The sequence below is a fragment of the Natronorubrum thiooxidans genome (assembly GCF_900156475.1).
In the GTDB taxonomy this organism is placed as follows: Archaea; Halobacteriota; Halobacteria; order Halobacteriales; family Natrialbaceae; genus Natronorubrum; species Natronorubrum thiooxidans.
Window position 1 is genome coordinate 25,316 of record NZ_FTNR01000015.1, and the last position, 25,366, is coordinate 50,681.

Genomic DNA, 25,366 nt, shown 5'->3' on the forward strand with positions numbered 1-25,366 from the left:
ATCAGTTACAAACAAATACGAATAAATCTGATTTGTTGCTTGCCAACAGTATAACCCTGTATCGTCTTCTCGAAAGAGCAAAAAGGACCAACAGAGAGATTTCTAAAAGAGGTTGATATAGGTGTATCTGATTGTTATTGGTGCGGGAGACACCGGTTCGCACCTGATTGAGCGTGCAGTAAACGACGGTAACGATGTCGTGGTCATCGAAAAAAATGAAGAGCGAGCAAACACTGCCTCTGCGGAGTACGATTGTCTCGTCTTGCATGACGATGCGAGAAACCATGACACACTCAAGGATGCAGAAATTGATCGTGCAGATGCTGTTATCTCTACAACAGATATCGATTCGACTAATATTATGGTGATGTTGCTTGCACAGGAACACGATGTTCCGAACCTCGTAAGCGTCGTTCATGACCCTGAAAATCTCCCTGTTTTCGAAAAAATTGGTGCAACGCTAATTGAAAACCCACAACACCTGATCGCAGACCACCTGTATCACTCTGTTCGATATCCGAACGTTAGCGATTTCATCGAACTTGATGAGACCACTGAACTGGTAGAATTAACTGTTAGCAAAGACGCGCCAATGAGCGGACAACTCCTCAACTCAGCACTAGAGGTTGGCAGCCTTCCCGAAGGCGCTCTCATTGTTGCACTCGAGCGGGATGGAACGATACAAGCGCCGACAGGAGATACGAGAATACAGGCCGGTGATCAGGTAACGGTATTTACTGATGATGCCTCGCTGGCTGATGCGGTGAAAGCGTTTACCGGCAGTGAGATATGAGGATACAGTATCCGACGATCGGACGTGATCTCGGCCGAATTTTGCAGGTCATTTCGCTGATGCTGCTTGTCTCGATACTAGTCAGCGTAGTCAATAGAGAGTTCTATGCAGTCCCTGCGTTTGCTCTCTCTGCTGTAGTGGTAGGAGGTCTTGGTGTCGCGCTCGCACGACAGTTCCAAACGGCTCCAGATGCTGGGAAACTTGAGGCGATGGTCACGGCGGCCACCGCATGGGGTGCAGTCGGCCTGCTAGGCGGACTTCCTTTTTTATTCATTGCATGGACAATCGCACTGGATCCATATCCGGCGTGGACGAATACACCCCCAATGAACGAGACGGTCGCCGTCTTTCGTCACCCACTGAATGGGACCTTCGAGAGCATTAGCGGCTTTACGAGCACTGGGCTAACGATGGCCATTGTCGAGGAGGAACTTCCACGATCAGTGCACTGGTGGCGATCGTTCATCGAATGGATCGGCGGTGTCGGCGTCATTGTGCTGACTGTTGCGATCCTTGCTCGTCCCGGCAGTGGTTCACTGACACTCTACGAGAGCGAGGCTCGCTCCGAAAAGATTCATCCGAGTATCGTCTCAACAGTCACAGAGATCTGGAAGATTTATCTTGGAATTACACTCTCAGCGATTCTATTATTTGTCGGAGCTGGAATGCCACTATGGGGTGCGATCAATCACGCGATGACTGCGATTTCTACTGGTGGTTTCTCGATTCATGCGGATTCGATCGGCTATTACGGAAGTCCATTGATCGAATACGCAGTTGTGCCAGTAATGGTCGCCGGAAGTATCGCATTCCCAATCCACTATCTGATTCTCAAAGGCGAAGTGCGTAATTTCTACGCTGACATCCAGACCCGGTGGGTCTTTATTTGGTTCACGGTTGGAACGATTGTGTTGACGGCACTTCTTTCGGCCAACGGGCAATACGGCACACTTGAGGAGACGTTCCGTATTGCATTGTTCCAGTTCGTCTCCGCGACCTCGAACGCCGGGTTCGGGACGACGACAATCGGGGGTGGTACCGAACAGGTCTGGACAACCGGAACGACGCTTCTACTCTGTGTTGGAATGCTGACCGGAGCTGCGGCAGGATCAACGGTTGGCGGCCTCAAACTCATTCGCGTACTTATACTGCTCAAGGGCACTGTGTGGCAGATCAAAAACGTCTTTGTACCGAGTAGTGCCGTTCGACATCTTCAGCTTGGTAAACGAACGCTCAACCAAAACCAGCTTGAGCGAGAGTATACTGAGGCAGCGGTTGTGTTTATCCTCTGGATACTCTTTCTCATGCTTGGTGTCGCCGTATTCCTGTGGACCGTCTCTCCGGCATATCCGTTAGAGTATGTGATTTTCGAGGTGATGAGTGCACAGAGTACTGTTGGCCTTGATGCAGGTATTACTGGACCTAACATGCCCGATGCAGCAAAGGTTATGTTAATATTTAACATGTGGATTGGGAGATTAGAAATCATTCCTGTGGCTGTGCTGTTGGGGACTGTCTTCCAACGGCTTCGACTCTATGACTGATCTACCTTTCAACAGCGAGAGAATCCCGCCGCTCACGGCATCCTCAGAACGCAGTATCCGATGACAGCGTCGTCCCGCACTGCGAGCACTACTGATCGTATACACTGAATCAATTTGCGTTGTGTCAACCCCTTCGACTTCCGTCTTGTAGACCCACGCATGGAACGTTTTCGTACAGGGCGTCGGTCGCAGATCTCCATAGTCGGAACCGATGGACTCAATCCATCATGATAGGGTAGATGTTAATGTTTCGAAAAATTTGCACCAGGCTACCAAACTATTATCATCTGTGTTTCCCTTCTTTTTGTATGGTTGGAACACATGATTCTCCCAAAGGCGACCTTCTCGAACATATTGTAGTTCCTGTCGCAAATGAAACCGATGCGATCAAGACAGCAATGGCACTTGAACCGTACAATCCAGATAAGGTAACAGCCCTTCACGTCGTCGAAAAGGGCGAAGGCGTTCCGGATAAAATACCCGTCGAACAATCTGAAGAACTCGCTGCAGAATCATACGCTGCTGTTCGTAGGGTATTTCCTAATGCTGACGATCATACTGCCTACGCTCGCGATGTTGTCGGCGCTATTTTCAAGGCTGCTGACGAAGTAGATGCGAGCGCCATCGCGTATCGCTCCCGCGGTGGAAATCGGATTATGCAGTTCCTTTCTGGAGATCGATCGCTCAAACTCATTACTCAAGCCGACCGACCTGTCATCGCATTACCGCAAACTGATACAGATTCATAAACAGCGTGAATCAACGACCACGGGTCAGGTGACCCGTGGAATCCTGCCTCGACCGCTGTTGAACGCGCTGATTGTATCAGCGGCGACCAAAGAGCCGATCCCGGAGCGAACGCGACGATGGGCGTTCAGTCAACAGAACCGGTGTATCGATATCTTCGATAACATCGAACACGAGCGAGCCGCGAACGATACGCGACAGGAGTCCACGCTCTGTTGCGCCGATTATGACAAGACCGTGGTCTGCACTGGAGCGTTCGATCACGGTCTCGATATCTCCCGTCTCGATATGTAACGCAGCATCTGATAACTGATGGCTGTCGGCCCATTCACGCAGGAATTCACGACCCTCTGCTTCTTCTCCCTCATCGACGATGTGTAACAACGAAACCTCAGCACCAATCGTTTCGTGCAGTGCGAGGGCGACCTCTGCGGAGAGATCTGACGACGCTCCTCCGGCTGTGGGGACGACGATATCGTTCGGATCGAACTCCGTTGCGTCCAAAACGAGGAAATCACACGGCAAGTCGTGCGTCAGTTCGTCAAGGGTGCTTTCGGCACGCCCGCCCGCAAACCGCGTGCCGCCGTAGCCCATTACGACTGTGTCGGCATCATTCGATTGCGCTGCATCATACACTTCTTCAAGACCACGATGGGAAAGGATCGTCTTCGTCTCAATCGGTACATCGAACGCCTCTGCGTCTTGCTTGGCGTCTTTGAGAAGCGTCTCCGAGGCGGCGTTAATCTCGCCGTTCTCGGCAGCAGCGGCAAGCGTTGTCTGGTCAGGCACGGTAACAATGTGTGTTGCAAGAACTCGACCGCCTTCGTGTTCAGCGAGCGCACTGGCAAGTGTTATAAGAGCACTCTCGGTTCGAGGGTTGGCCAGTGCGACCATGATCGTCGGTCCGTCCGTCCCACTCGGCGCAACTGCATCAGCAGCGTCGACGACTCGATCCGGCATCTCTTCCTCACGATTTCGGATATAGTCAGAGAGAATACCCCGTTGAGTGGTTTTGTCACGAGCATAGAGGAAGTACCAGAGAATAGCCCCGAGAACGAACGCCCCGGACAGTGCGATCTCCAGCCCGTCCATAAACGCGACGAGTCCAAGCGATAATACCGCGCCGAGGATCGGCGTGATGGGATAGAACGGGACTCGGAAATCGGGATCGTACTCCGGGACGTCCGCTTCCCGGAACACGATGAGTCCGACGTTCATCAGCGCGTAGACGATGAGGTGGAGGACGCTCGCTGCTTTTGCGAGGACCTCGATATCTCTTCCCAGAAACGCGATGAACGCGATGATGAGCACGCCAGTGACGAGAATCGATCGATAGGGCGTCGAGAAGTTCGGGTGAATTTCGTTAAGCCAGTTGGTGACGATCTTATCACGGCCCATTGCGAAGTTGATGCGCGCCGAGGCGAGAATCGACGCGTTCGCCGACGATGCCGTCGCCAAGAGTGCGCCGACGGTCATCAACGCCGCTGCGGCAGCAGCGATACCCCCGAGCGGACCGAGAGAAGAGGGAAACGCGACCTCGGCAGCCTGTGCAACCGGCGCATCCTGGCTGAGGTCGGGCCACGAGATGACCCCGAGCATGGTCGTCACGAGGATCGCATAGATAACGGTCACGAGCCCAACACTCCCGATAATGGCGATAGGGAGATTCCGTCCTGGATTTTTCAATTCCTCAGCGACGGTTGCGATTTTCGCGTAACCGAGAAATGAGACGAACACGAGGGCCGTCGCCGGCAGAATCGCCCCTGCCCCGAACGGCGCAAGGCCGCCCTCATCAGCCAACGTCGCATAATCAAACGAAGAAAAGCCTGCAACGGCGAACGCGGTGAGAATCGCAAGCAAAGTAAATACGATAATCGTCTGGATACCACCGGTTTCCTTCGCACCAATGTAGTTGACGCCAACGAAAATAGCACCAGCGAGGAGCGCCCCGAGTTGGATTGGGCTGAGGAACGCGACTTCTGGTAACGGAACGAAAACAGCGAGATATTGTCCAAATCCGATGCAGTAAAACGCAGAGGCGAAGGCAAGTCCCATCCAGTCACCCATGCCAGCGATCGATCCAAACATCGGCCCGAGTGACTTGTTGATATAGTAGTAGCCGCCACCAGCTTTTGGCATCGCCGTACCGAGTTCAGAGACAGACAATGCGTTCACCATTGCAATCAGCCCGCCAACGATGAACGAAACGACAACAATTGGTCCTGCTGCGTTGGCGGCAACACCGGGCAAGACAAAAATTCCAGCACCAATCATTGTCCCAATACCAATCGTCATCGCAGAGATAAGGCCGAGGTCTTTTGCAAGTTCCTCGTCCCCCTCGCCATGGCTCATACTCGGGCCATCGAACACCACTCATATAAGAACTCCGGTAGAATTCCTTAATAAGTAATAAAGAGGATGTACAATTACTCATTAAGTAATTTACATCCAAAACATCGATATAACGTACCACGCAAATAGATGAGTATCATGGATTATCGGCTTGATGAGATTGACCGGCGCATCATTTATGAATTGATGCACGATGCACGGAATACATCTGCACCGACGATTGCCGAACAGGTGAACGTTTCTCCAGGAACAATACGAAATCGAATTAATCAGCTTGAAGAACACGATATCATCCGTAATTATACCGCTGAAATTGACTTCGAACAAGCTGAAGGCCATTTAACAAATCTCTATGTCTGCAACGCCCCAGTCTCCGAACGTAAGGCACTCGCACAAGAGGCAAGTGCTGTCCCTGGTGTTATCAACGTCCGTCAGTTAATGACTGGCCGCCGAAATCTCCATGTCATGGCCGTTGGAGAAGACACCAAACATCTCAGACGGATCACTCGAGCCCTCTCACGACTGGGTATCGAGATTGAGGATGAGACACTTGTGGAGTCTGAAACGCATAGCCCTTATACCAAATTCGGGCCTGATGAGGCGATTTCAACAAGTACAACGACGGATGTCATTAGCCTCGCTGGTGATGCGAACGTCGTCGACGTAACTGTACAGGCCGCTGCTCCTATCGTCAGTAACACGCTCGAGGAAGCCGTTCAAAACGGAATCCTTAATGACGATTCATTGGTCATCGCTATCGAACGCGGCGATCGTGTATTGACACCCCATGGAACAACTGTTATTCAACCAGATGATATCGTAACGGTGCTATCCCGGAATGGTAATACTGATCACGTACTTGAGGCATTCGTCGCTGACGATGCAGTATCAGAATAGTCTCAGATATCATAATAATATACCAGAAAACATATTCATAATATAACTATTCACTATTGCGAATTTTTTGTCGTAACGCGGTCATCATTGTCTCAAGGTACCGCTGCTACGGAACAACTGACTGCTGCCAGACCAGCTACTCGTTGGCCGCATGCACACCAAGAACACGGTCACCAAACGCGAGTACGAGTAACGCACCGATCAGATCGAAGACAATGTCGAGGAATGTGTCCTTCGGGCCGTACGTGACAAGTATCGGCTCGAGTTCAAGACGTTTTGCTGTTGCGTGAATAGCGTACTCGACGAGTTCCCAAGCAAGCCCGAGACTGACGACGGCGGCAATGACCCGTGGGCCAGGGTTACGTCCCTTCCGCCGACTGGCCACATAGACAATCCCGGCCAGGATCGACGAAGAATGCGTGTGTGTAAGGTGATCCCACCACCAGACGTCATCGTATGGTCCGAGCATCCCGACGGCGTGGGTGACCATCGCGGTGTTCACATATACTCGCTGCCACGGTCGGAGTTCGACGCCATACGCACGCGTGACGAACTTATGAAGTATGTGCCGATCGCTGCGACGACGGCATTGACAACTGCGCCTGGATCCCGTCGTCGAAGTCCGACGAGGAACACCATGAGCAACGTGAATCTGGCCTCACGACCGACTCCTCGCTCAGCTGGCGACATACTCTTTCTAGAACAGACTGACTACTCGAGATACATAGCAATATCGTCCCGTGAAGGGACCCAGACACCCAGTACAGTTCTGGGCTGGTGTTCGCTCATTGTCCCTGGTTGCTATAATAGATCCGTCAGTTGTGACTCCTAGTTTTAAGTGATATCCACGACTATCAGCGAGGCAAGAAGATAGGAGAATATACCCACCGCTCATCGATGTGGGTTGCAGGAAACGGGGGCGTCAGTTCGCCCCCTGAGTTGGCTACTCAATCCTGCGACCCGGATCGATATAAAAGTTTGCCTCTCGAGGAGCCCTGGCTCTGTCCAGCACGATATCTCGTCTCCTTCGAGAGTCGTCTCTCTCCCCAGCAGCATCGCGACTCGACCGACAACCAGCAGCCCACGACCCTCCATGACAATTGGAAAAGATCCGGACGCAGTTGACGCAGAAACGCCCACTAATCACGACGTTGCCGTCGCTCTCGGCTTTGACAGCGTCGATACGCACACCAGCACTGATCTGACGGCCGACGACGGTAATGATGAACTCCCTAGTCGCGCAGAGATGTGGGCTATCATCCAAGAGCAGTCACAGACGATCGACCGCCTTGAGAAGCGTATCGACGATCTCCAGCAGGAACAGAGCCGTGCCGAGCGCAACCGCAAGGAGATCGCCAGCCAACTCCACGAGATCAACGAGTCAATTGCCGAGACCGACGAGACGGTCGATCAAGCGAAAGAGATCGCAAAAACTGCGAACGCGAATGCCGAGCAAGCGAAGTCGATCGCCGAGACCGGCGAGACTGCCTTCGATCGGGAGGACCCGGAGGAACTACCCAACGGCATCGAACCCTCGAGCAGTCCGTTGGACTTCCTTGCGAACTGCCGCCAGCACCGCGTCAAAAAGCACCTCGTCGACCAAGGGACACCACGAAAGAACCGATTCCGTGCACTCCTTGTCATGAAGCGCTGGGACGAGTTCGCAACGAAGCGCACGAACGGGAGCGGCATCTTTTGGACGCGAGACGATGTCCGAAATGCGCTCACTGCAATTCTCGGAACGCGTCCCCATGCACAAACACTCAAACGCGTGTGGGGAGAGATGATCGCGATCGGGAGCTCAGACATTGAGGTCACCGAGCGCCGTGTCTCTGCGAAACAAACATCAAAAGAGATCATCACGATGGACATCGAGACCACTGAGAGACTGCTCGAGGCTCGCTATCACCATCTCGAGTTGCTCGACATAGATGGGCAAGTCACCGACGGTGTCACACCAGTTGTGACCCGAACCGACACGGTGGAGGTGTGAGAGCACGGTTGATCTCATCCCGAGAGGGAGAATTACTCTGATAAACGAGACAACGGATTTGGTCGTCGTCTTGGTCCGACGACGTCGCTGCTACCGCTAGCTGCAGGTGTGTGGAGAAGACCTTCCTTTCAGAAAGAATGTTTGAACATCTAACGCTGGTTCTGGAGTTTCAGCGGTGGACTCACTCACAACGGGTGTGATTGATAAGGTGGTCTGAAGAGTCCAAGCCATTACCTAACAGTAGATAGTAGCACGATTTCTTTATTCAGAATCATGCCTGAAACTGAATCGGGCAGTTCGGTAACTGCGTCTGCCAACCTTTTGCGCTGCGCTCCCTCGCTTTCGCTCAGTCGCTCGGCAAAACGTTGATGAAAAGCACTCCTCCCTTCCCTACGGGTCGGTCGTCGGCCCGCTCGCTCACTCCGTTCGCTCGCGGTGAGTGCTCAGTTCTTGCCCTGTACTGATCAGATGGACACGATTTGTCGGATCAGCTTGGTGGAAGAGCATCATCATATTCGCCGTCAAGGATCTCGGAACAATCGACGGGGATACTAGTCCACGCGTTCTTCACAACCTCGTACCCGGTCCACCCTTCTGTCCGAATCATCTCCACGGTTGCCTCGCAGAATTCAGGCTTTGAGATGAGGTCGTTGTCAAGCAGGATGTAGAGGAGATACGGTGGTCCGACAACGTCAATGTCGTACGCGTTATCGTCAATGAGACGCCGAATTGACCGTCTCGCAGCTGAGTCAAGAATCGTTACGATCTGATACGAAGAAGCATGCTCAGAAAGTTCTTGCTTGAGCGATTGCTCGCCTGCGTCTGGTCCATGCGGGCGGGGAACGACAGTTACGCACGACCACGGCGACGAATCCTCGTCTAGATGTTCAAGAACACGTTGGCTTCCTTGCTTCAAGTAGTGCTCACGGCTGCCCTCAGGCGGATATTTGTTCGAGCTGACGTGGTTTTGAAGTTCGTGCTTGCAGACGTTTGTCGTTGTAAGATGGATCGCATCTTTCAGTCGTTCCCACTGAGTGGTGTTCGCAACTGCGATCAAGGAACTCGTATCGGCCAGTATCGCGTGGCGAGTCTCACTTGCCATCTCTGCCCGTCAGGAATTCAGACGTGTCTCGCTCCATAGCCGCCTCGAACGACTCTTTCTCCTCTTCCATCTTATCGAGTTTCTCACCGAGGAGGACTCGGGCCACGTCCTCACCGATATCACCGCGGCTGTATCGTTCGTACACCGCGATTTTGTCCTGTTCATCTAATGACTGTCGAAGCATTTCGACCAGGCCGACGCGGGCGAGTTCGCTCACGTTGACGCCACCGATGTGGATCTCATCGAGGAGTTCCGCGGCCTCTTTCTCGGCTCCGGCACGGAACTGAATCGTCTTGTCGTAGCTTGATCCGCTCATACATTGACGTTCGACGGGGAGGGACATATATGTTATGACGTGTACCTACTTGTCAATACATATCGTCAGGGATGTAGTACCACCGTTCAGGCCTCTCTCACAAGGGGTGCGGTATGAGTTAGGAACTGTGAAGAACCATTATGATCTAATCAAATGAGCGAAAGCTAGTGAACTCGTCGAATCCCCTGACGACCACAACTTCAGGATCTCAAATTCTACAAACCACCATACAGCTGACACCCGTTACGACCGTCCACGAAGCCACCGAGAGCTACCTTCGGTACAAGATCAACGCCGACGGCTCAAAGACGACCATGCGCTCACCACTGTGTGAGTTCGCCGATCACTGTCGAGACGAACGTGACATCGAGTTCGTCGATGACCTCACACCCCACGATGTCCGAAGTTACAGCGAACACCTCTACGACCGCGTGGTGATCGACGAGGATCTGGCGGCCTCGAGCGCCCACAATTACTTCGCCTACGTCCGGGCGTTCCTGTCGTGGTGTGTCCGAGACCAACACCTCGAGTCGAACCCGGCGAATACGAACACCGCGATGGACCCGCTACCGGAAGACGACGGGAAACGCAAGCGCCAGTACTGGAGTGCCGAGGACCGAACGGCGCTACTCGAGTACGTGACCAAGCGCGTCGACATGGCCCTGGAGGGAACGATTCGAACCGACGCCGAGACGGCCTTCCGTGACCGGGCGATTGTCGTGATGCTCGACGGGACGGGGGCGCGAGGTGCCGAGTTGTTCGCCGACTCGAAAGACGACAAACGCAACGGCCTTCGCTGGAGCGACGTTGACTTCGACGAGCGGTTGATCGAAGTCTACGGCAAATCGCGTGAGTACGAACAGGCTCCGTTTCCTGCCAGTGTCCACGACGTCCTCGAGCGATGGTATCGAGTCCAAGAGCCGCTGACTGAGGCGTGGCCTGTCTTCCCGACCGGTCACTACGGGTCGAAAAAGTGTACACTCGAGGCCGAACTTGGTGAGGACTGGGTATCGTCGGCGCTCAAGGATAGGGGCGACGTCGGTAAGACCGAGGTTCTCGACCGTCTGCATCGCGATCATGAGGTGCCACCGCCGTCGATCTCGAAAGAGGGCGTTCGTCAGTTGATGAAACGGTTCACCGACGAGGCTGGGATCGATCCGGATGGGGAGTACGACTATCTGACGCTGCACGGTGCTCGTCGAGCCCTCGGTCGGGATCTGTATACTAGCGGGATGTCGGAAAAGGCTCAGGAGGCGTTACGACACAACTCGATTGAGACCACCCACGAGGCCTACGCCGACGTGAAAATGAGGGACGTCTCGGATAGCATTGATAATGTCCGTAATCATAGTAGCCACTGAACGTCACCGAACACCTCATCGCACAGCTGTCGTTCAATGGGTGTGTAACTCGTTTCAGTGGTGTTGTGAGTGTTAGTTTAGGGTAGGTGGTGGCAGAATGGGGATAAATTCAATATGACTGACTAATATAGGTGTAGACAAGGTATTCTGACCATGCCGGAACCTAATAAAATGGATCGAACTGAGTTAGAGGACTATGTAAGAGAACTGGAGCGCGAAAACCAACTACTCGGAAAAGCGATTCAGCAAGCTACGAGACATATCGAGAAATCGTCTGAGAAGGATGCAGAGTTGGGAAAGATCTTGCAGGAATCTATAGAGGACTCTTCTGATGAATTGCCTCAGCTCAGATTAGATAAAGACGAGACAGAAGAAGCATTAGCGAGTCTTGAAGAGACCGTTGATGAAGCGATCGAACGCATGGATGAAGTCGGGCGCTGGTAGAAACTACAAACTCATGCAGGATATTGTTGGGGCAAACTGCTGCAACGATGCAGTGGATACGGTGGGCTGTGTATGCAGCAACTGCGGGTCAGAAGCAAACTGCATAACAAAAGCCGGTGATGAATTCACCGGAATTAGTTGCGGGAACTGCGGAGAACAAATGCTGCCTGAGTAAAAGGAGGCTCAAAGTTGGAAATAAATTCTACAGAACTTAGACTGAAGCGATCTCAAACGAGGTTTTATTGGTCTCCTTTCACACCTACCAAGTAACACTTTTTAATAAGAACTTCGTATATTATAGCATGTTTGATCCATTTGACCCAATCGATTTTGACTTTCAAGAGTTCAACCCACTGAAGGACTCACATGATCAGAGACTCCAAAATGAATTCCGCATGGCGTCTGATGAGGATTTGCTATTGGTGAAAGAGCGATTGAAGATGGATCCGAGTATCAATCGGACTACTCGAAGTACGTTGAAGGACATGATCCGCGATGAAAAGAAGCGGCGACACTCTGTTGATCCAGATCCGGTTGCAGGCTCTGGCAAAAATAAGAATTATTCAAGTAGCAGTGATGAGGGTGGCAGTTCTTCGAAAGCAGATCAAGAACCGGAATATGTTGAGGGGTATCAAGAGAGCTATATTTCTGATTATCAAGAATGATTTGAGGTGTATGTGAGATGCCCGTGAAAAAAGTTGCTTGTCCGAGTTGTGGAGAGATTGCGAATGTTACAGTTAACTCAAAGAAGGATAATATATCGAAAATAACTTCTGGTTTTAGATATAGGCTTCAATCAGCATGCAAACATTGCGATGAGGATATAACTTACAATTTGAAGTAACAAATAAGATCCTGTAATCCTATTTATAAGTGTTCTTGAGCCAAAGATAGAGACTTGAATCCTGAGAGCTACTTGTGTACTCGGTACAAGCCGTAGCTGAACAGAAATAGCGTGAACGGTCATCGGTGCCACAATCAACAATCGTGAACACCGGCGGTGCATATCAAACATCACGCTGATCGCCTCCGCTGACGCCACGGATCGTTCTCTGGGAGGTACTCGACGTACTCATCACTGCAAGGATACAGCAACTCAAGGTTCTGTAACTCTCGAATCCGTTCCTCGGCGCGGTCTTCGGGGAACTCCTCGTTCAGATCTCCGTGGAGTGGCTCGAGCTATTGTTCTAACTGTTCTCTTGAATTTGCTCAAGTCTCACGCCGGATAGCGAGTAGGGACTGTTATCGATGCATTCAAAACCAAAGTGATAGAATAATAATCTATGGTTAATATCAACTTTGATTTTGATGATGATATGATCGCTGTTGACGACTACGATCGCAAGCAACGGCTCGTCGCCGCACAAGACGGCGGTGTTTGGCGCGTTCTCGAGGGGCCGATCGGCGGCCCGAACACGCTCTCACAGCGGACGACTGTCGGGACTGCGAATCAGGTCCTCGTCGAGACGTTGCAGTGGCTTGCCGAGCCTGGCGAATAGCGAGTACTACGACCTACACTCTCACTGAACTCGCTCGAGTACGTCTTCGGTTCGTTGCTCACCGTCCCCTGGGACAGACTGTAACCGGTCTCGATCGATCTGCCGTAGATCCTCGAGCGAGTCGTACTCGCGGGCGATCGTCTTCGAGATTCGGTGCCAACGCCGGGGATGTCTTCGACGACGCTTCGGATTCGTCCGTTCCGATCATCGAGATGGAACTCGAGACGGTTATCGAACTCCGTGCTATCGATCTCGCCCGTGGCGCAGGCGGTTTGAGCGGCTTCAACAGGAGATGGGTCGCTCGAGAGTCGGTCGCGGACGTATACGACGCCAGCAGCAGTGACCAGAGCGACGTAGAACAGTGTCTCGGCGTGCTCGAGCACCGTCACGTCCCGCGTTCGTCCCGATCGGTTCGGGCTTTATTTTCGACGTAGGACCGACGCGAGTCATACAGCGAATCACGCTCGGCGACGCCGTGCGTGCGCGAATCTGGTACCGTGAGTTCCATGAAATCGTTCTGATGTGTGTCGACTACAACATCAAGCGTGCTGTGAGCTAGACAAATCCAACGCTGTATGGCGATCACCACGGCCAAATGAGTGGTTCAAAGCATCGACTGTGTGTTGTGAGATTGAAAAGAGACGCTACGGTGTATCGACAAGTCAGTAATGTAATATGGCGAGAATACAAATCAGGTGAAAGAACTGCTGGATATGACATCTGAATCTGGGTTCCCTCCGCACAATATTCGACGGCAAAGTGATCTCAACCGAGTTGTTGGTCTGTTAGTAGGTCTTACGGTCCTTATCCTAGTCAGTGGGATGTTCCTCAGTTTTGCACACACACACACACACACACACACACACGTAGCTTTCAGGTGGCTGAACTCGCACTCGTGGTTGCATTTAGCGTTGGTGCCATTCTCTTGACCAGTATCGTTGCATATCGGGATGCGCGTACAGTCGTGACGAAGACGAACTGGGAAACAGAGCCTGGCCACTGGGGCGTTCTCTTGGCGATTGTACCGCTCGCTGGGCCAGTGGTGTATCTGTACAAGCGTAATTGCGCTGTCAATGAAGCCAGACAGCGACTGGATGAGTTCGATACGACGAAGAAGCACGTCGTAAGGACTCTGCTGTACGCGGCACTGTTGTCCTTGGTCGTGAGCCGTGAGTTGCTTAGTCTGATTATTGAGCACGCAGATGATGATCTCGTGTTTCCACCGGAACGCTGGGCGGCGACCTTCCGGTCGCACGCCCAGCTCATTCTCTACCGGTTGAGTGACTATCTTGGGAACTCTCCACCGCCACTGCTCGATCGTCTGATCAACGATACGCAGAAAATTCACAAACAACGACCGGTTCTCCAAGAACAACTCGCTACCACCATCGAACCGGCTGCTGAGGCTTAACTAAAGACCAATGGACCCCGATCGCATCCTCGAGCGGGACGAGGAGATCGATCAGTATGCGGCCGCGCTCCGTCCGGTTGTCGAAGGATCGATGCCGGACAACATTATGGTCTACGGCAATACCGCGGTGACGCGGTATATGATCGATATGATGCATGAGGCGTGTGAAAACAGCGGAAATGTACTCTCGACGGTCTTCTTAAACTGCAACGAGATGACCGCGTTCAAGGTCGTCCGGACGCTTGTCAACGAGTTTCGCGACAAGAATAAAGATGAGTTCCCCGCACGCGGGCTCTCGACGCGGGACGCTCTCGACGCGCTGTACGAGGAGATCGACAATCGGGAGGGGACGTGTATCTTGGTCCTCGACGAGATTGACCATATCGAAAACATTGACTCACTGCTCTACGACCTGAGTCGGAGCCACTCGACAGGGAATCTCGAGCACGCAACGGTCGGGATCATCGGAATCTCAAACGACTATACGTTTCGCGATATTCTTTCGTCGAAGACGAGAGGGACGTTCGCCGAGGAAGAACTTGACTTCACGCCGTACACTGCCAACGAACTGGAAGCGATCCTTCGCGATCGGGCTGAGATTGCGTTCAACGACGGTGCGATCACGGAGGCGGCGATCAATCTGTGTGCAGCGATCGCAGCCCAAGACAGCGGTAACGCTCGTCAAGGCCTTGACATCCTCCATGCTGCGGGGAAAGAGGCTGATAAAAAGAACGACGAGCAGGTGACTGAAGTGCACATCCGAACGGGTAAGCGCAATGTCGAACGCGGGAATATTGAGCGACGAATAAATAGCCTCACCGTTCAGCAACAACACATTCTCTATACCCTCGCGCTGCTGGAAGCTGACGGCCAGACACCGGCCAGAACAAAGGAAATCTACTCTCTATATACTTCGGTCTGCGAGCAATCTGGGCTTGCTCCGCTCTCGACGACGCGAAGCGTACGGGAACACCTTGACAAGCTCTCGATGCAAGGGTTCGCCGATCAGATTCTTCGAAACAAAGGGCGGGACGGCGGGAAGTACCATGTCTACGAGTGTTCGATGCGAGCCGATATCGTCCTTGAGATCGATCTCCGGGAGTGATCACCAGCTGTACCGGAATGGGCCTGTGAGGTGTCGCGTGTCATCACGAGGTCGAAGCCGAGGTACTCGTCTTGCCTTCTCTGTGAACAGCCACGACCACAGGGCCAGGATTCTCACCCTGCTCCGCCCATAGGTCTCCTCCTAACGTAATACCACCCGCTTCAGTACTGTAATTCCAAGAGTACGAAGAGAGTCCTACCGCCTGTTTCAAAATAGCCTATTTTGGAATAGCCTATTTTGGAATAGCCTATTCGGAAGTGTTATTCTCTGGCGAGATAACGTATCGATATGGAGCGCTTCGTCAACCGGGAAAAAGAGCTCTCACGACTCCGAAGGTGTTACGACTCCGACGACGCTGAGATGGTCGTCATCTTTGGCCGACGGCGCCTTGGGAAAACACAACTCGTCCAGCACTCGCTTGCCGAGCGCGACGACGCTATCGTCTATCAGGCTACAGAAACCACTTCACAGATACAACTTGACGAGTTCGTCGACGTCGCTGCTGACACGTTTCCAGGGATTGCGGATATCAAGCAGAACTGGGAAGCACTCTTGGGGTATCTCGGCGACCAAGACGGGATCGTCGTCCTCGACGAATTTCCCTATCTAATCGACGCCGATGAGAGCCTTCCCTCCGTCATCCAGCGGTTATGGGACCAGCGATTCCAAAATACATCGGGAACACTCATTCTGGTTGGATCATCGATCAGCATGATGGAAGAAGCGACGCTTCTTGGCAATAGTCCTCTGTACGGGCGCTTCACCGAGAAACTTGATCTCCGGCCACTCGAGTTCACCGCCGCACAAGAGTTCCTTCCAGACGAGTACTCCTCAGAAGAGCGTATTTTCGCGTGGGGGATTTTCGGTGGCGTCCCATACTATCTCGACGGTATCGATCTCAATCAGGACCTCGGGACAGTCCTCACGAAGGAAGTGCTCTCTCAGAAAGGGTACCTCCACAACGAACCAGAATACGTCCTCCGGACCGAGCTCACAGACCCGAATCGGTATTTTGCGATCCTCACTGCAATAGCCGCAGGGAAGACGACCTCGAACGAGATTGCCCAAACGGTGGGAATCGACGGGAAACAAATCTCGACGTACACTCAGAAGTTAGAGCGGTTGCGGCTTATTGAACGGGAAGTTCCCATCACCGAGGAGAAAGCGAAGTCACGTCGCGGACGCTATCGAATCCTGGATCCCCTCTTTCGCTTCTGGTTCCGCTTCGTCTACGGCAAAGAAGATCGATACGAACGTCTAGGCGAGGACGCCTACGAAGCAGTTATCGAACCAGAACTCCCTGATTTCGTCAGTCAAGAGTTCGAAACGCTTTGCCGGGACGCCCTCACGAACCTGTATCCAGAGAAGCTGTTCCTCGATATCGGCCGCTGGTGGTACAAGGAACACGAGGTCGACGTTGTCGGGTTTACCACAGACGGGACAATGGTCGTGGGAGAATGCAAGTTCACTAGTGCGCCGCTTGACTACAGTGCACTCGCCTCACTCGAAGATCATGCATCGGAAATTCGCTGGACACCGGATACTGGCGAAGTTGACATGGAATACGCGTTGTTCACACGGAGTGGAGCAACACAATCAGTACAGGAAGCCGTGTCCGAGCGTGACGATCTCCAATTGTTCGACCTAGACGATATTTCTGACTTATCGTGAAAGCGGAAATATGTCTGTGAGGCGACTTTGCAACGCGACAAAAAAACCACGCCGGTCAGGAGTTCAACACAGCCGAGTTCCGTCACCTTCCCAGTAGTGCCAGTCGTTGACCGCTTCTCTTGTATTGGTGTCCGGATTAACTGGCTCCAACTGTGACAGTGGAACACCGAATTTCCGGTCCATCCATTCGATTCGGACAAACATCTCGCTCACAACCTCATCGATCATCCCAACCACGCACACAACTTCACCCTCTTCGAGTGGTGAAATCACTCGCTCCTCGATACACTGTGCCTGGAACGGGAAGGAGAGCTGCTCTTCGAGATAATAACACCAGCCGATCGCCTGTTCGTCTGGGGTGTAGGCATCGACGATCACCTCGTTTTGAATGCGTTCGTCCCGCTCATCGTCACGTTGTTCCCGTGTCATGGCCGTTTCTCCTTGGTGATCGCGGCTGTGTCGGTAGATGCGATGATGTTGCTTTCGTTGAGACGCTCATTGACCGCTTCGGATTCGTAGACATCCTTGACGATACAGTAGTAGTGAGATGGCGTACCGAAGTCGTAGGCCATACTAAGCCTGTCGCCCTCCCAGAGCGAAGCACGGTCGGAAACGTCTGCAATCGTCATTTCGCTCGCTCTCGCATACGACCGGTCGCCTGCTTGCTCGTACTGATGGTCGGGAAGTATGTTGAGGCTGGAATCCAAGTACTCCTCTTCGAGACCGTACATCCGGAGGTGCAAGTCGTTTAGTGTGGTGAACCGACATACAAGTTTGTCCAACTCTGCCATCGTCGTCTCCGGTCGAACCATAATATCGTACCATTCGTCTCGAGCACGACCTTTCTGCTTCCACCGAAGACGATACCCGACGGTTCCGATCCGCTCGGATACGTCTTCGTCAGCTCGCTCTTGTTCTTTCTCGAGTGCGTTGAGTGTGTTCGACCAGCAGTACGAGCAGATCTCTTCCGGGGCATTACCTTCGATGCCTGCTTTCTCTATCTCATGATACTCCACGAACGTTCGAAACGGGACACGCTGGAATCGGTGGTGACGGTATCCCCGTTCGCACATTTTTTCTCCAGGAGCACTTGGGCCAAGTGACAGATGAGAGTTCGTCTCCGAACCGGTGGCGTCTATATCGATAATGTGTCCGACTGTTCCGCCTCCGCTGCCGATCTCGATGAGAAATCGGTCTGTTATCTCGTTCATCGTGAGTTATATCGGTCCTCAAGGTCGTCGAGCGCCCGCCAGAACTGCTCGTTGTTGATCGGCGGTTCTGTCGACGTCCGTGCTTCTAGCACGCCAGCGTATGTGTCGAACTCTTCAGGACTCGGATCAGTCGCGAGCACGCAGTCAGCGTAGCCATCGAGGGCCCGCTGGATAGTCTGTGCGTAGTGGTTATAGGCGCCGTCGATCCAGTTCGATTTCTCATCGACTTCCTCAAACACTGCCCGATAGACGGTTGCGGCGGCCAGATATCGGTCCCGGTCACGGTACTGCTCAGCAACCTCGAAAAACCGCGAGAAGTCAATCGCAGCCATTACGGTTGGTTCGGCGTGTTGCTCGAACAGTTGCCCAATCTCCTCGCGGTACTCCTCAACCGGCTTGTGCTCGTCGCTGAACCGTGCAAGAAACTGATCTCGCAGGTCCGGATGAGAAGCAAGGACATCGCGGACGAATGCTCGAAGGTCCCCAGCGGAGACGTCGTCAAGTACCACTTCGATTTGGTCGCTCTCATCGGCTGGTGGATCTATAGCAAGGGAGAGCAACACCGCCACGACGTGCTTGCAATCTCCCGCGCCGTCGTAGGGGCACGTACACCGCGCATCGATACTGTTCCCGTCCAGTTCGACGGTCACATCGTACAGATTCGAGCCCTGGACAGACGAAGTGACGAGGTTGTCGAATCGCTCAAGTCGCTGGATTCGCCCCTTCTGGTGGTAGGTCTGGCCGCGTTCGAACACTGCGTCCGTACATTGGTCTCTGATTGTGTCTTCATCGACGTTCATTTGTTTCAGCTACGTGGGCCGGCGTGGAAGGGATTCCGGCTCATGGTCTCAAGGCGGCTTCTGTCCTTGAGTATCTCACGCATCCGATTTTGCTTGAGCGCAAACCGAACGATAGCCAGCAAACCCAAGTACGACGTCGACCGTAGACGTCCGTAGTAGTTACATGCGCCTGACGTTCGATGATGGAACACTGTTACTCGAGGACGCCCCCGACAGTGTTCCCTACGCCGAGTGGGATGACCGCGTCGACGAGTATCGAGCGCAGGCCTATCGCTATCACGACCTCCGTCAGTGGGCGACTCCCTCCAGTCGCGACCAGCAGACCCTCGCACAGGCGACGATGGCTGGTGACTCCGTCGAAGACGATGCCAGAGCCTACAGCGACCTTACTCTTTCACCTGCCGTCGCGATCGAACCTCGAGGCTACCAGCAGGCCGCCCTCAAGGCCTGGATCGAACACGATCGTCGGGGGAGTGTCGTCCTCCCGACCGGCAGCGGGAAAACCTTCCTCGCGATCCAGGCAATCGCTGACGCTGGCGTCAGTACGCTTGTGGTCGTCCCCACGATCGATCTGCTCAACCAGTGGCATGCGACGCTCACCAACGCGTTCGGAGACCAGCCTCCTGACGACGTCGGCGTTCTTGGTGGCGGCAGCCACACGATCACGGACGTGACGGTGACGACCTACGATTCCGCCTATCGGTACATCAACGAGTACGGAGACCAGTTCGGTCTGCTGGTCGTCGACGAAGTCCATCATTTGCCCGCCCCGACCTACCGGCAGATCCCCGAAATGACGATCGCGCCTTATCGGCTCGGATTGACTGCCACCTATGAACGTGCAGACAACCAACACGAGGCCCTCGACGAGTTGCTTGGCCCCGTCGTCTACGAGGAGGACGTCGACGAACTCACCGGTGAGTACCTCAGCGATTACGAGACGATTCACCTCGAGGTCGAACTCACCGCCGACGAGCGCGAACGCTACGACGAGGAATACCAGTTGTATCGCGACTATGTCGACGCCCACGACTTCGACATCTGGAAGGAACGGGGCTACCAGGAGTTCCTCAAGCGCAGTTCCTATGATTCACAGGGGCGACGAGCCCTAATCGCGAAACAGCGGGCCGAAGAAATCGCTCGAACCGCCGAGAAGAAACTCGATACCCTGGACAACCTCCTGAAACGCCACTACGACGACCGGACGATCATCTTCACCGCCAACAATGACTTCGCCTATGGGATCTCCCAGGAGTTCGTCATCCCGTGTATCACTCACCAAACGGCTACCGAGGAACGCACAGACCTTCTCGACCGATTCCGGACCGGAGAGTACTCGATGCTCGTGACCTCACAGGTCCTTGATGAGGGTATCGATGTGCCTGCGGCGAACGTCGGAATCATCCTCTCGGGAAGTGCCTCGAAACGCCAGTACGCCCAGCGGCTCGGGCGGATTCTCCGTCCAACGGAGGACCGCAAGCCGGCACGTCTTTACGAGATCATCGCCACGAATACCAAGGAAACGTACGTCTCTCAACACCGTCGCCGAGGGGTGCGAACTGATGCTGACAGCTGATCTCGCACGCTCGCGCACGCGAAACGGATCTATTAAGCCACTGTTTATTGATCCTGCCAAGCCCCAGTATCGGGAGACGGCTCAGGAACTCATCGACATCTTCGAAGACCATCTGGGCGAACCCAAGGGTAATCTCGAGGAGACGATCGACCAGCTGACGATCGCCGATACCGATTACAAGATCGTCCAGGGACTGGCCAAGCTCCTCACAGACGAGTGTGAGTTCGAGACAGTGGCTGCGACTGATCCCCAGGAGATCCGTCAGGCACTGTTCGCGAAGGCCAACGAGTCGTACCCGATCGTCCGCCAGCCCACCCTCGGAGACGACACTCAGCGCCTCGAGGTCTACAGTGCCGTCGCCGACCAGCTCGGAATTAGTCTCAAAGAGTGCTACCGAGGGATGTACGCCGACCTCGAGGACAACATGCTGCTGGTGCGATTCGGTGACCTGCGCGTCGACGAGTACGCCGGTGACAGTAGTTCGTCGACGACCCGCTTAACGGGGGATAGCGAGGAGACCTACGCCGAGGACACGATCAGCGTTGACTGGCTACTCACGCGGTACAACCTCGCGCTGGCTCAGGCGGTCCTGTACGATGCAACACAGATGCGAATCCAAGTGTGGGACCATTTCAACACGGTGTTCAGCTATGTCAAGTTGTTCGGGTTGATGCACCGGATTTATCCAATCGACGAAAGTGGCGAGCGGGTCGAGTCGACGGACGTCGCTGCAGGTTACGAGGCAATTCTGGATGGGCCTGCGTCGTTGTTCTCGAAATCCCGGAAGTACGGTATCCGCATGGCGAATTTTCTCCCAGCGCTCCCCCTGTGCGACCGTTGGGAGATGGAGGCCGAGATCCTCGATGGAGAAAGAAGATCGACAAACAGTGGATCACTGACGTTCGAACTTGACCATACCGATGGATTGTCCTCCCACTACGGCGATCAGGGTAAATTCGACAGCGATCTCGAGCGAACGCTGTCCCAGAAGTGGGAACGAGCAACCACCGACTGGGAGCTCCGCCGCGAGGACGACGTGCTAGATCTGGGTGTCGAGGTAATGATCCCGGATTTCGCGGTTGAACATCCGGACGGGCGACGGGCGATCCTCGAGATCGTGGGCTTCTGGACGCCTGAGTACCTCGAGGAGAAACTCGCGAAGATCGAGGCCGCCGACCTCGACCATCTCCTGATCGCGGTTTCCGATCGACTCGAGTGTTCGGCGACTGATGTCGAGAAGGTGAGCGATCAGGTGCTGTGGTTCAAGTCAGGGATTCACGTCTACGATGTTGTCGACCTCGCAGACAAGCATGCTATCCAGACGAGTGTAGAGCGGTCTCACGACTAAGCCTTGGACAATGTGATTCAAGAGAATGACTAGTCTTCTCTCGGATTTACTGGCCCGATGTATTCATTTTTCCAAGACTTCCCATCACGCCACTGCCAGTAGTAATAGTGATAGTCAGGTTTTGTTTCCTTGATCGTGATGTAGGCTCCGCTCGCAGGGACATCTTCGTAGTCTGTTGGGTCGATTGAGATTCCTCTATCTTCGAGATCCTCGAGTTCTTGTCCATCAATCTCTTCTTCGGCTCGTTTTTGCTCGAGGTCGTGCTTTCGCTTTGCTCGCTTCCAAGCTGCTAGGTTAGCAGCGTACTCCACGACTTGCTCGAGTCTCTCCGGTGATTGACTCTCAAGCGGGTTCACGATATAGTCCGGCAGATCCGGTGTGGATGGCTTTCCTGGACCGGTATCCATAGTTACCCCACACAATCCAAACAGTTCAATCTGTGGGGTAACTTGAGTAGATACTCTGTCCCAAAACATCTAAAAATATGAATTTCATTACCACTTTTAATTTTCTGATTGCTAGTAAAAGTAAGCAGTCGATTCACTAGTTTCACAATACATTTAAGAAATACAGAAGATATTTACTCGGTCTCAATAGATCAACTCTCGGTAATCAAATGCGAAATACACTGAATAGAGAGAAATTCTTTTCTCCAACACAGCCCAGCGAAAGTATTTCCAGAGATAGCACCGCCTTCGCTGGCCCATGTCACGATTCTGATCGACATTACTTCAGGCGTATCTGTCCATGACAACGGAGAATCAAAGCCCAGACGAGCAGAGTGACTCGAGCGCCCTCAGACAGCGAGTTCTGCGTAGTGGGGTTGCAGCCTTCGTTATGCTCTCGATCGTTGCCGTTGACCCTGTTCTTGCACAGGACAGTGTCGTCTGTGATGCAGAAGGGCTACCAGATATGATCTCTGGGTTCTTCCAAATCACGACCGCTCTCGGTATCATGGGTTTGGTCGTCGTGTGGCAGGCTGATTCACTCGTTGAGATGTTCACGATGAATATCGAGCAAAAAAAGAGCCTCAAACAGCACAAGCGAACAGCGCTGAAGTCTGCGGTTATTCTCGTCATCCTTGGGCCGCTGTATACGGTCGCTGGCGCTGCGATGGGGCTTCCACTTGCGGAGTGTGTCAATCTCGTGCCGTGGTAATCTCAGAACACTTGCAGCGATAATCACAGTCCGTGCATCAGAAGACGTCCGTCGTGGTTGCCGTCGTCGCTCTTGCTGTCGCTACGCTCGCGTTCGCTGGTGTGGCTGTGAGTGCTGAGAATCCACCACGACCGGGAACCGACGAGAGTGATTTGGACGTCAACGAGACGGCGACACTGTGGTCAAAGGCTCCGAACGAATGTCTCAGCGAAGTCGAGTACGCAGAGCGCTATGACGAATCTCGAACAGCCATGCAGGAACTCGGAGACTGCACGGATCTGACGTTCAAAGAGCCGCCAGACACGGCTGAGCGTTGGACAGCATACGATTACGAATCACTCGAGGGCGGTGATACAGAGACATCGGTCTATCCGACACATGCAGAACTCACAGATTCGGTACTCATCGCCGATGCACACGCGACGAAGTTCGCGATTCAGCCATCGACACAAACACATCTCGACGCCGACGAGACGGTTCACTACATCGCCCCAGAAGGCACGCTGCGAGGATTCGTCGATTATCGAGTCCGTCTCGATAGTAACTCGTCAGTCCAAAGCCACGGTATCGACGAAGTCCGCCTCCTGCGCGATGATGACATCATCGAGACTGTTGGAGGCACGCAGACACCTACCTTCGAGTACGCGTTCGACCACGGTGGGTCGGCAATGCTCACACTCGAGGCAGATATCAGTGCTCGAGTCGAGCAAGACCTTGGAAACGAGACAGAGTTGGTCACTGATGAAGTAACCGTTTCTCAGGATCTCGACGTCGAAGTCTACGATCTGCAGGCCACGGTCTATCATGCATCGTATCCGAACGGCGACAGCGGAGTCGCGATCTACCAGGACCAACCGTGGCACGGCTACACACTTTCAGACGATGGTGAAGCCAGGGTCCGTGGTGTGTGGCGATACTACACCGCTCGCGACACTGGGTGGGACGAACTCACTCACTCGACTCGAGCGAGCAGAGAGACGGTCACCTCTGATGCCCTCCCAGTGTATGTGCATGCATACCCGTCCGAATTAGGTCCGCGGACAGAACCAATCCGAGATGGGCCGAATATCCTCGAGGTATGGGGAACAGAGAGTTCCTCGCCTGAGCCGGCGATTCATGAGAACGTCGATATCGAGGTGGTTTCTGAGGCCTATACGCGATCGGACGGACTTGCCCTTCGCTACGAGGACATCGATCGGGATGCGGTCGCTGTTGATGGGATCGTTCGCGGTGTCTCCGCAGATATCGTCGAGCCCGACGGTGGCTCAGAACGAGAGATCCGTGAGAGCGATCTCTCCGTTGAGATCATCGAATCGAATGCCACCGCTGTGACGCTCCAGGTCGAACTTCGTGACGCAGAGACGGGAACGCCGATCATGCTCGAGAATCCGTTTGATCTCCCACGATTCTCACTTATCGGCCACGAGTCACGCCAAGGCTACATCACGATTGCTAATCAGCAGGTCCGAACGGACATCACCGGCACTGCTGAGGTGACCGTCACCCAACCCGGAATCTACACTGCAGAGTATCACCCCGGCTCGTGGCGGTCACACAGCCCAGCATACCTCGGTGATACTGCTACAGAGACGTGGCATCCGTTGGCGACGCCGACAGGCTGGTTCACGCTCTTAGTCGATGTCGTTCGTTATGCACTCCCGTTTGCAGTCGCGCTGTACGCTGCCAAGCGAATTGGCACCTTTCTACAAATGAGAGATACGTTATGACAAATAAACAGAAAACAATACACAGACGCACAGCTCTTGGAAGTATCCTTGCCGGGATCACCACCGGGCTTGCTGGCTGCACCAGTTCGGGCAATGGTAGTGACGACAGGTCAACTGACGCTGCTGGAGATGTCATCCAGAGCGTCGATGTTGATGGACTCGAACTGGTGATCGAACTCAAGCGAGATGAGATTGATCAGCTGAACGTAATCGCCCCCTCTGGTGATCTGTTCTCACAGCAAACGATTGAATCGGGGGTGTCCCAGGTATCGATCGACGTTGGGACAGACTACTCTCCCGGAGAGTACGAA

The 25,366-nt window shown here is 53.5% G+C and carries 23 protein-coding genes and 3 pseudogenes; 17 read left to right on the forward strand and 9 right to left on the reverse strand.

Annotated elements, in window-relative coordinates:
- Positions 1-121: 121 nt before the first annotated feature.
- The 3 genes from BW940_RS17105 to BW940_RS17115 all read left to right on the forward strand — a co-directional run bounded on the left by BW940_RS17105 (position 122) and on the right by BW940_RS17115 (position 3,086).
- Positions 122-793 carry a potassium channel family protein gene (locus BW940_RS17105; RefSeq protein WP_076610426.1) on the forward strand — a complete coding sequence of 224 codons (672 nt, stop codon included), beginning with the start codon at positions 122-124 and terminating at the stop codon, positions 791-793.
- Entirely contained in the window at positions 790-2,337 is a 1,548-nt protein-coding gene (locus BW940_RS17110) for a TrkH family potassium uptake protein (protein WP_173834908.1), read from the forward strand. The genes BW940_RS17105 and BW940_RS17110 overlap by 4 nt, the downstream gene beginning before the upstream one ends.
- Before the next feature lie 308 nt (positions 2,338-2,645).
- Positions 2,646-3,086, forward strand: a complete 441-nt coding sequence (locus tag BW940_RS17115; protein ID WP_076610427.1) for a universal stress protein — start codon at positions 2,646-2,648, stop codon at positions 3,084-3,086.
- 76 nt (positions 3,087-3,162) lie between these two features.
- Here the strand turns inward: BW940_RS17115 and BW940_RS17120 are convergent, their stop codons facing one another.
- Positions 3,163-5,436, reverse strand: a complete 2,274-nt coding sequence (locus BW940_RS17120; RefSeq protein ID WP_076610428.1) for an amino acid permease — start codon at positions 5,434-5,436, stop codon at positions 3,163-3,165.
- Positions 5,437-5,574: 138 nt separating this feature from the next.
- Here BW940_RS17120 and BW940_RS17125 point away from each other — a divergent pair, with 138 nt between their 5' ends.
- The gene (locus BW940_RS17125) at positions 5,575-6,333 is read left to right on the forward strand and encodes an Lrp/AsnC family transcriptional regulator (protein WP_076610494.1); all 759 of its coding nucleotides are present in this window, start codon (positions 5,575-5,577) and stop codon (positions 6,331-6,333) included.
- 136 nt (positions 6,334-6,469) lie between these two features.
- On the opposite strand, the pseudogene BW940_RS17130 reads toward BW940_RS17125, so the two are convergent.
- Positions 6,470-7,023, reverse strand: a pseudogene (locus BW940_RS17130) (hypothetical protein).
- Between the two features lie 403 nt (positions 7,024-7,426).
- Here BW940_RS17130 and BW940_RS17135 point away from each other — a divergent pair.
- On the forward strand, positions 7,427-8,326 hold the full coding sequence (locus tag BW940_RS17135; protein WP_076610429.1) for a coiled-coil domain-containing protein: 900 nt from the start codon (positions 7,427-7,429) through the stop codon (positions 8,324-8,326).
- 487 nt (positions 8,327-8,813) lie between these two features.
- Here the strand turns inward: BW940_RS17135 and BW940_RS17140 are convergent, their stop codons facing one another.
- Positions 8,814-9,428, reverse strand: a complete 615-nt coding sequence (locus BW940_RS17140; protein ID WP_076610430.1) for a hypothetical protein — start codon at positions 9,426-9,428, stop codon at positions 8,814-8,816.
- Entirely contained in the window at positions 9,418-9,744 is a 327-nt protein-coding gene (locus BW940_RS17145) for a hypothetical protein (RefSeq protein WP_076610431.1), read from the reverse strand. The genes BW940_RS17140 and BW940_RS17145 overlap by 11 nt, the downstream gene beginning before the upstream one ends.
- A 212-nt stretch (positions 9,745-9,956) precedes the next feature.
- Here BW940_RS17145 and BW940_RS17150 point away from each other — a divergent pair, with 212 nt between their 5' ends.
- The 4 genes from BW940_RS17150 (at position 9,957) to BW940_RS17165 (ending at position 13,048) form a co-directional block, all read left to right on the forward strand.
- Positions 9,957-11,105 (forward strand): tyrosine-type recombinase/integrase, encoded by a 1,149-nt coding sequence (locus BW940_RS17150; RefSeq protein ID WP_076610495.1) that lies wholly within the window; start codon positions 9,957-9,959, stop codon positions 11,103-11,105.
- A gap of 171 nt (positions 11,106-11,276) precedes the next feature.
- Positions 11,277-11,549, forward strand: coding sequence for a hypothetical protein (locus tag BW940_RS17155; RefSeq protein ID WP_076610432.1), 273 nt, complete (start codon positions 11,277-11,279; stop codon positions 11,547-11,549).
- A 302-nt stretch (positions 11,550-11,851) separates the two neighbouring features.
- Positions 11,852-12,214 carry a hypothetical protein gene (locus tag BW940_RS21155; protein ID WP_143823924.1) on the forward strand — a complete coding sequence of 121 codons (363 nt, stop codon included), beginning with the start codon at positions 11,852-11,854 and terminating at the stop codon, positions 12,212-12,214.
- Positions 12,215-12,865: 651 nt separating this feature from the next.
- The gene (locus tag BW940_RS17165) at positions 12,866-13,048 is read left to right on the forward strand and encodes a hypothetical protein (RefSeq protein WP_235847834.1); all 183 of its coding nucleotides are present in this window, start codon (positions 12,866-12,868) and stop codon (positions 13,046-13,048) included.
- A gap of 385 nt (positions 13,049-13,433) precedes the next feature.
- Here the strand turns inward: BW940_RS17165 and BW940_RS22530 are convergent, their stop codons facing one another.
- On the reverse strand, positions 13,434-13,556 hold the full coding sequence (locus tag BW940_RS22530) for a hypothetical protein (RefSeq protein ID WP_394329406.1): 123 nt from the start codon (positions 13,554-13,556) through the stop codon (positions 13,434-13,436).
- Here BW940_RS22530 and BW940_RS21165 point away from each other — a divergent pair.
- The 4 genes and pseudogenes from BW940_RS21165 to BW940_RS17190 form a co-directional block, all read left to right on the forward strand.
- A pseudogene (locus BW940_RS21165) lies at positions 13,509-13,607 on the forward strand (IS5/IS1182 family transposase); the annotation flags it as partial. The gene BW940_RS22530 and the pseudogene BW940_RS21165 overlap by 48 nt on opposite strands.
- Positions 13,608-14,135: 528 nt before the next feature.
- Positions 14,136-14,459 (forward strand): annotated as a pseudogene (locus BW940_RS17180) (IS4 family transposase); the annotation flags it as partial.
- 10 nt (positions 14,460-14,469) lie between these two features.
- Positions 14,470-15,564 carry a Cdc6/Cdc18 family protein gene (locus BW940_RS17185; RefSeq protein WP_076610435.1) on the forward strand — a complete coding sequence of 365 codons (1,095 nt, stop codon included), beginning with the start codon at positions 14,470-14,472 and terminating at the stop codon, positions 15,562-15,564.
- Positions 15,565-15,852: 288 nt separating this feature from the next.
- Complete coding sequence (locus tag BW940_RS17190; RefSeq protein WP_076610436.1) at positions 15,853-17,235, forward strand: ATP-binding protein; 1,383 nt, start codon at positions 15,853-15,855, stop codon at positions 17,233-17,235.
- Positions 17,236-17,298: 63 nt separating this feature from the next.
- Here the strand turns inward: BW940_RS17190 and BW940_RS17195 are convergent, their stop codons facing one another.
- The 3 genes from BW940_RS17195 to BW940_RS17205 are packed head-to-tail and all read right to left on the reverse strand — an operon-like array spanning position 17,299 to position 19,246.
- Positions 17,299-17,664, reverse strand: a complete 366-nt coding sequence (locus BW940_RS17195) for a calcium-binding protein (protein WP_076610437.1) — start codon at positions 17,662-17,664, stop codon at positions 17,299-17,301.
- Positions 17,661-18,446: a hypothetical protein gene (locus tag BW940_RS17200; RefSeq protein ID WP_076610438.1), complete on the reverse strand. Its 786-nt coding sequence runs from the start codon at positions 18,444-18,446 to the stop codon at positions 17,661-17,663. Before BW940_RS17200 ends, BW940_RS17195 begins: the two co-directional genes overlap by 4 nt.
- Positions 18,443-19,246, reverse strand: a complete 804-nt coding sequence (locus BW940_RS17205) for an SWIM zinc finger family protein (RefSeq protein ID WP_076610439.1) — start codon at positions 19,244-19,246, stop codon at positions 18,443-18,445. Before BW940_RS17205 ends, BW940_RS17200 begins: the two co-directional genes overlap by 4 nt.
- Before the next feature lie 163 nt (positions 19,247-19,409).
- Between BW940_RS17205 and BW940_RS17210 the strand changes: the two genes are divergently transcribed.
- Together BW940_RS17210 and BW940_RS17215 are read left to right on the forward strand one after the other, a co-directional pair.
- Positions 19,410-20,822 carry a DEAD/DEAH box helicase family protein gene (locus tag BW940_RS17210; RefSeq protein WP_076610440.1) on the forward strand — a complete coding sequence of 471 codons (1,413 nt, stop codon included), beginning with the start codon at positions 19,410-19,412 and terminating at the stop codon, positions 20,820-20,822.
- Positions 20,809-22,170 carry a DUF790 family protein gene (locus BW940_RS17215; protein WP_076610441.1) on the forward strand — a complete coding sequence of 454 codons (1,362 nt, stop codon included), beginning with the start codon at positions 20,809-20,811 and terminating at the stop codon, positions 22,168-22,170. The genes BW940_RS17210 and BW940_RS17215 overlap by 14 nt, the downstream gene beginning before the upstream one ends.
- Before the next feature lie 29 nt (positions 22,171-22,199).
- Here the strand turns inward: BW940_RS17215 and BW940_RS17220 are convergent, their stop codons facing one another.
- Positions 22,200-22,577 carry a hypothetical protein gene (locus tag BW940_RS17220; protein ID WP_076610496.1) on the reverse strand — a complete coding sequence of 126 codons (378 nt, stop codon included), beginning with the start codon at positions 22,575-22,577 and terminating at the stop codon, positions 22,200-22,202.
- A 430-nt stretch (positions 22,578-23,007) separates the two neighbouring features.
- On the opposite strand from BW940_RS17220, the gene BW940_RS17225 reads away from it, so the two are divergent.
- Positions 23,008-23,328, forward strand: a complete 321-nt coding sequence (locus tag BW940_RS17225; protein ID WP_008164848.1) for a hypothetical protein — start codon at positions 23,008-23,010, stop codon at positions 23,326-23,328.
- Between the two features lie 53 nt (positions 23,329-23,381).
- A complete protein-coding gene (locus tag BW940_RS17230) occupies positions 23,382-25,055 on the forward strand; it encodes a hypothetical protein (protein WP_076610442.1) in 1,674 nt (557 codons plus the stop codon).
- Positions 25,056-25,366: the final 311 nt, after the last annotated feature.

What these genes read in the sequence shown, in the direction of transcription:
- BW940_RS17110 (WP_173834908.1), top strand. Translation starts at nt 790, where the DNA reads ATGAGGATACAGTATCCGACGATCGGACGTGATCTCGGCCGAATTTTG.
- BW940_RS17115 (WP_076610427.1), top strand. Translation starts at nt 2,646, where the DNA reads ATGGTTGGAACACATGATTCTCCCAAAGGCGACCTTCTCGAACATATT.
- BW940_RS17120 (WP_076610428.1), bottom strand. Translation starts at nt 5,436, where the DNA reads ATGAGCCATGGCGAGGGGGACGAGGAACTTGCAAAAGACCTCGGCCTT.
- BW940_RS17125 (WP_076610494.1), top strand. Translation starts at nt 5,575, where the DNA reads ATGGATTATCGGCTTGATGAGATTGACCGGCGCATCATTTATGAATTG.
- BW940_RS17135 (WP_076610429.1), top strand. Translation starts at nt 7,427, where the DNA reads ATGACAATTGGAAAAGATCCGGACGCAGTTGACGCAGAAACGCCCACT.
- BW940_RS17140 (WP_076610430.1), bottom strand. Translation starts at nt 9,428, where the DNA reads ATGGCAAGTGAGACTCGCCACGCGATACTGGCCGATACGAGTTCCTTG.
- BW940_RS17145 (WP_076610431.1), bottom strand. Translation starts at nt 9,744, where the DNA reads ATGAGCGGATCAAGCTACGACAAGACGATTCAGTTCCGTGCCGGAGCC.
- BW940_RS17155 (WP_076610432.1), top strand. Translation starts at nt 11,277, where the DNA reads ATGGATCGAACTGAGTTAGAGGACTATGTAAGAGAACTGGAGCGCGAA.
- BW940_RS21155 (WP_143823924.1), top strand. Translation starts at nt 11,852, where the DNA reads ATGTTTGATCCATTTGACCCAATCGATTTTGACTTTCAAGAGTTCAAC.
- BW940_RS17165 (WP_235847834.1), top strand. Translation starts at nt 12,866, where the DNA reads ATGATCGCTGTTGACGACTACGATCGCAAGCAACGGCTCGTCGCCGCA.
- BW940_RS22530 (WP_394329406.1), bottom strand. Translation starts at nt 13,556, where the DNA reads ATGGAACTCACGGTACCAGATTCGCGCACGCACGGCGTCGCCGAGCGT.
- BW940_RS17185 (WP_076610435.1), top strand. Translation starts at nt 14,470, where the DNA reads ATGGACCCCGATCGCATCCTCGAGCGGGACGAGGAGATCGATCAGTAT.
- BW940_RS17190 (WP_076610436.1), top strand. Translation starts at nt 15,853, where the DNA reads ATGGAGCGCTTCGTCAACCGGGAAAAAGAGCTCTCACGACTCCGAAGG.
- BW940_RS17195 (WP_076610437.1), bottom strand. Translation starts at nt 17,664, where the DNA reads ATGACACGGGAACAACGTGACGATGAGCGGGACGAACGCATTCAAAAC.
- BW940_RS17200 (WP_076610438.1), bottom strand. Translation starts at nt 18,446, where the DNA reads ATGAACGAGATAACAGACCGATTTCTCATCGAGATCGGCAGCGGAGGC.
- BW940_RS17205 (WP_076610439.1), bottom strand. Translation starts at nt 19,246, where the DNA reads ATGAACGTCGATGAAGACACAATCAGAGACCAATGTACGGACGCAGTG.
- BW940_RS17210 (WP_076610440.1), top strand. Translation starts at nt 19,410, where the DNA reads ATGCGCCTGACGTTCGATGATGGAACACTGTTACTCGAGGACGCCCCC.
- BW940_RS17215 (WP_076610441.1), top strand. Translation starts at nt 20,809, where the DNA reads ATGCTGACAGCTGATCTCGCACGCTCGCGCACGCGAAACGGATCTATT.
- BW940_RS17220 (WP_076610496.1), bottom strand. Translation starts at nt 22,577, where the DNA reads ATGGATACCGGTCCAGGAAAGCCATCCACACCGGATCTGCCGGACTAT.
- BW940_RS17225 (WP_008164848.1), top strand. Translation starts at nt 23,008, where the DNA reads ATGCTCTCGATCGTTGCCGTTGACCCTGTTCTTGCACAGGACAGTGTC.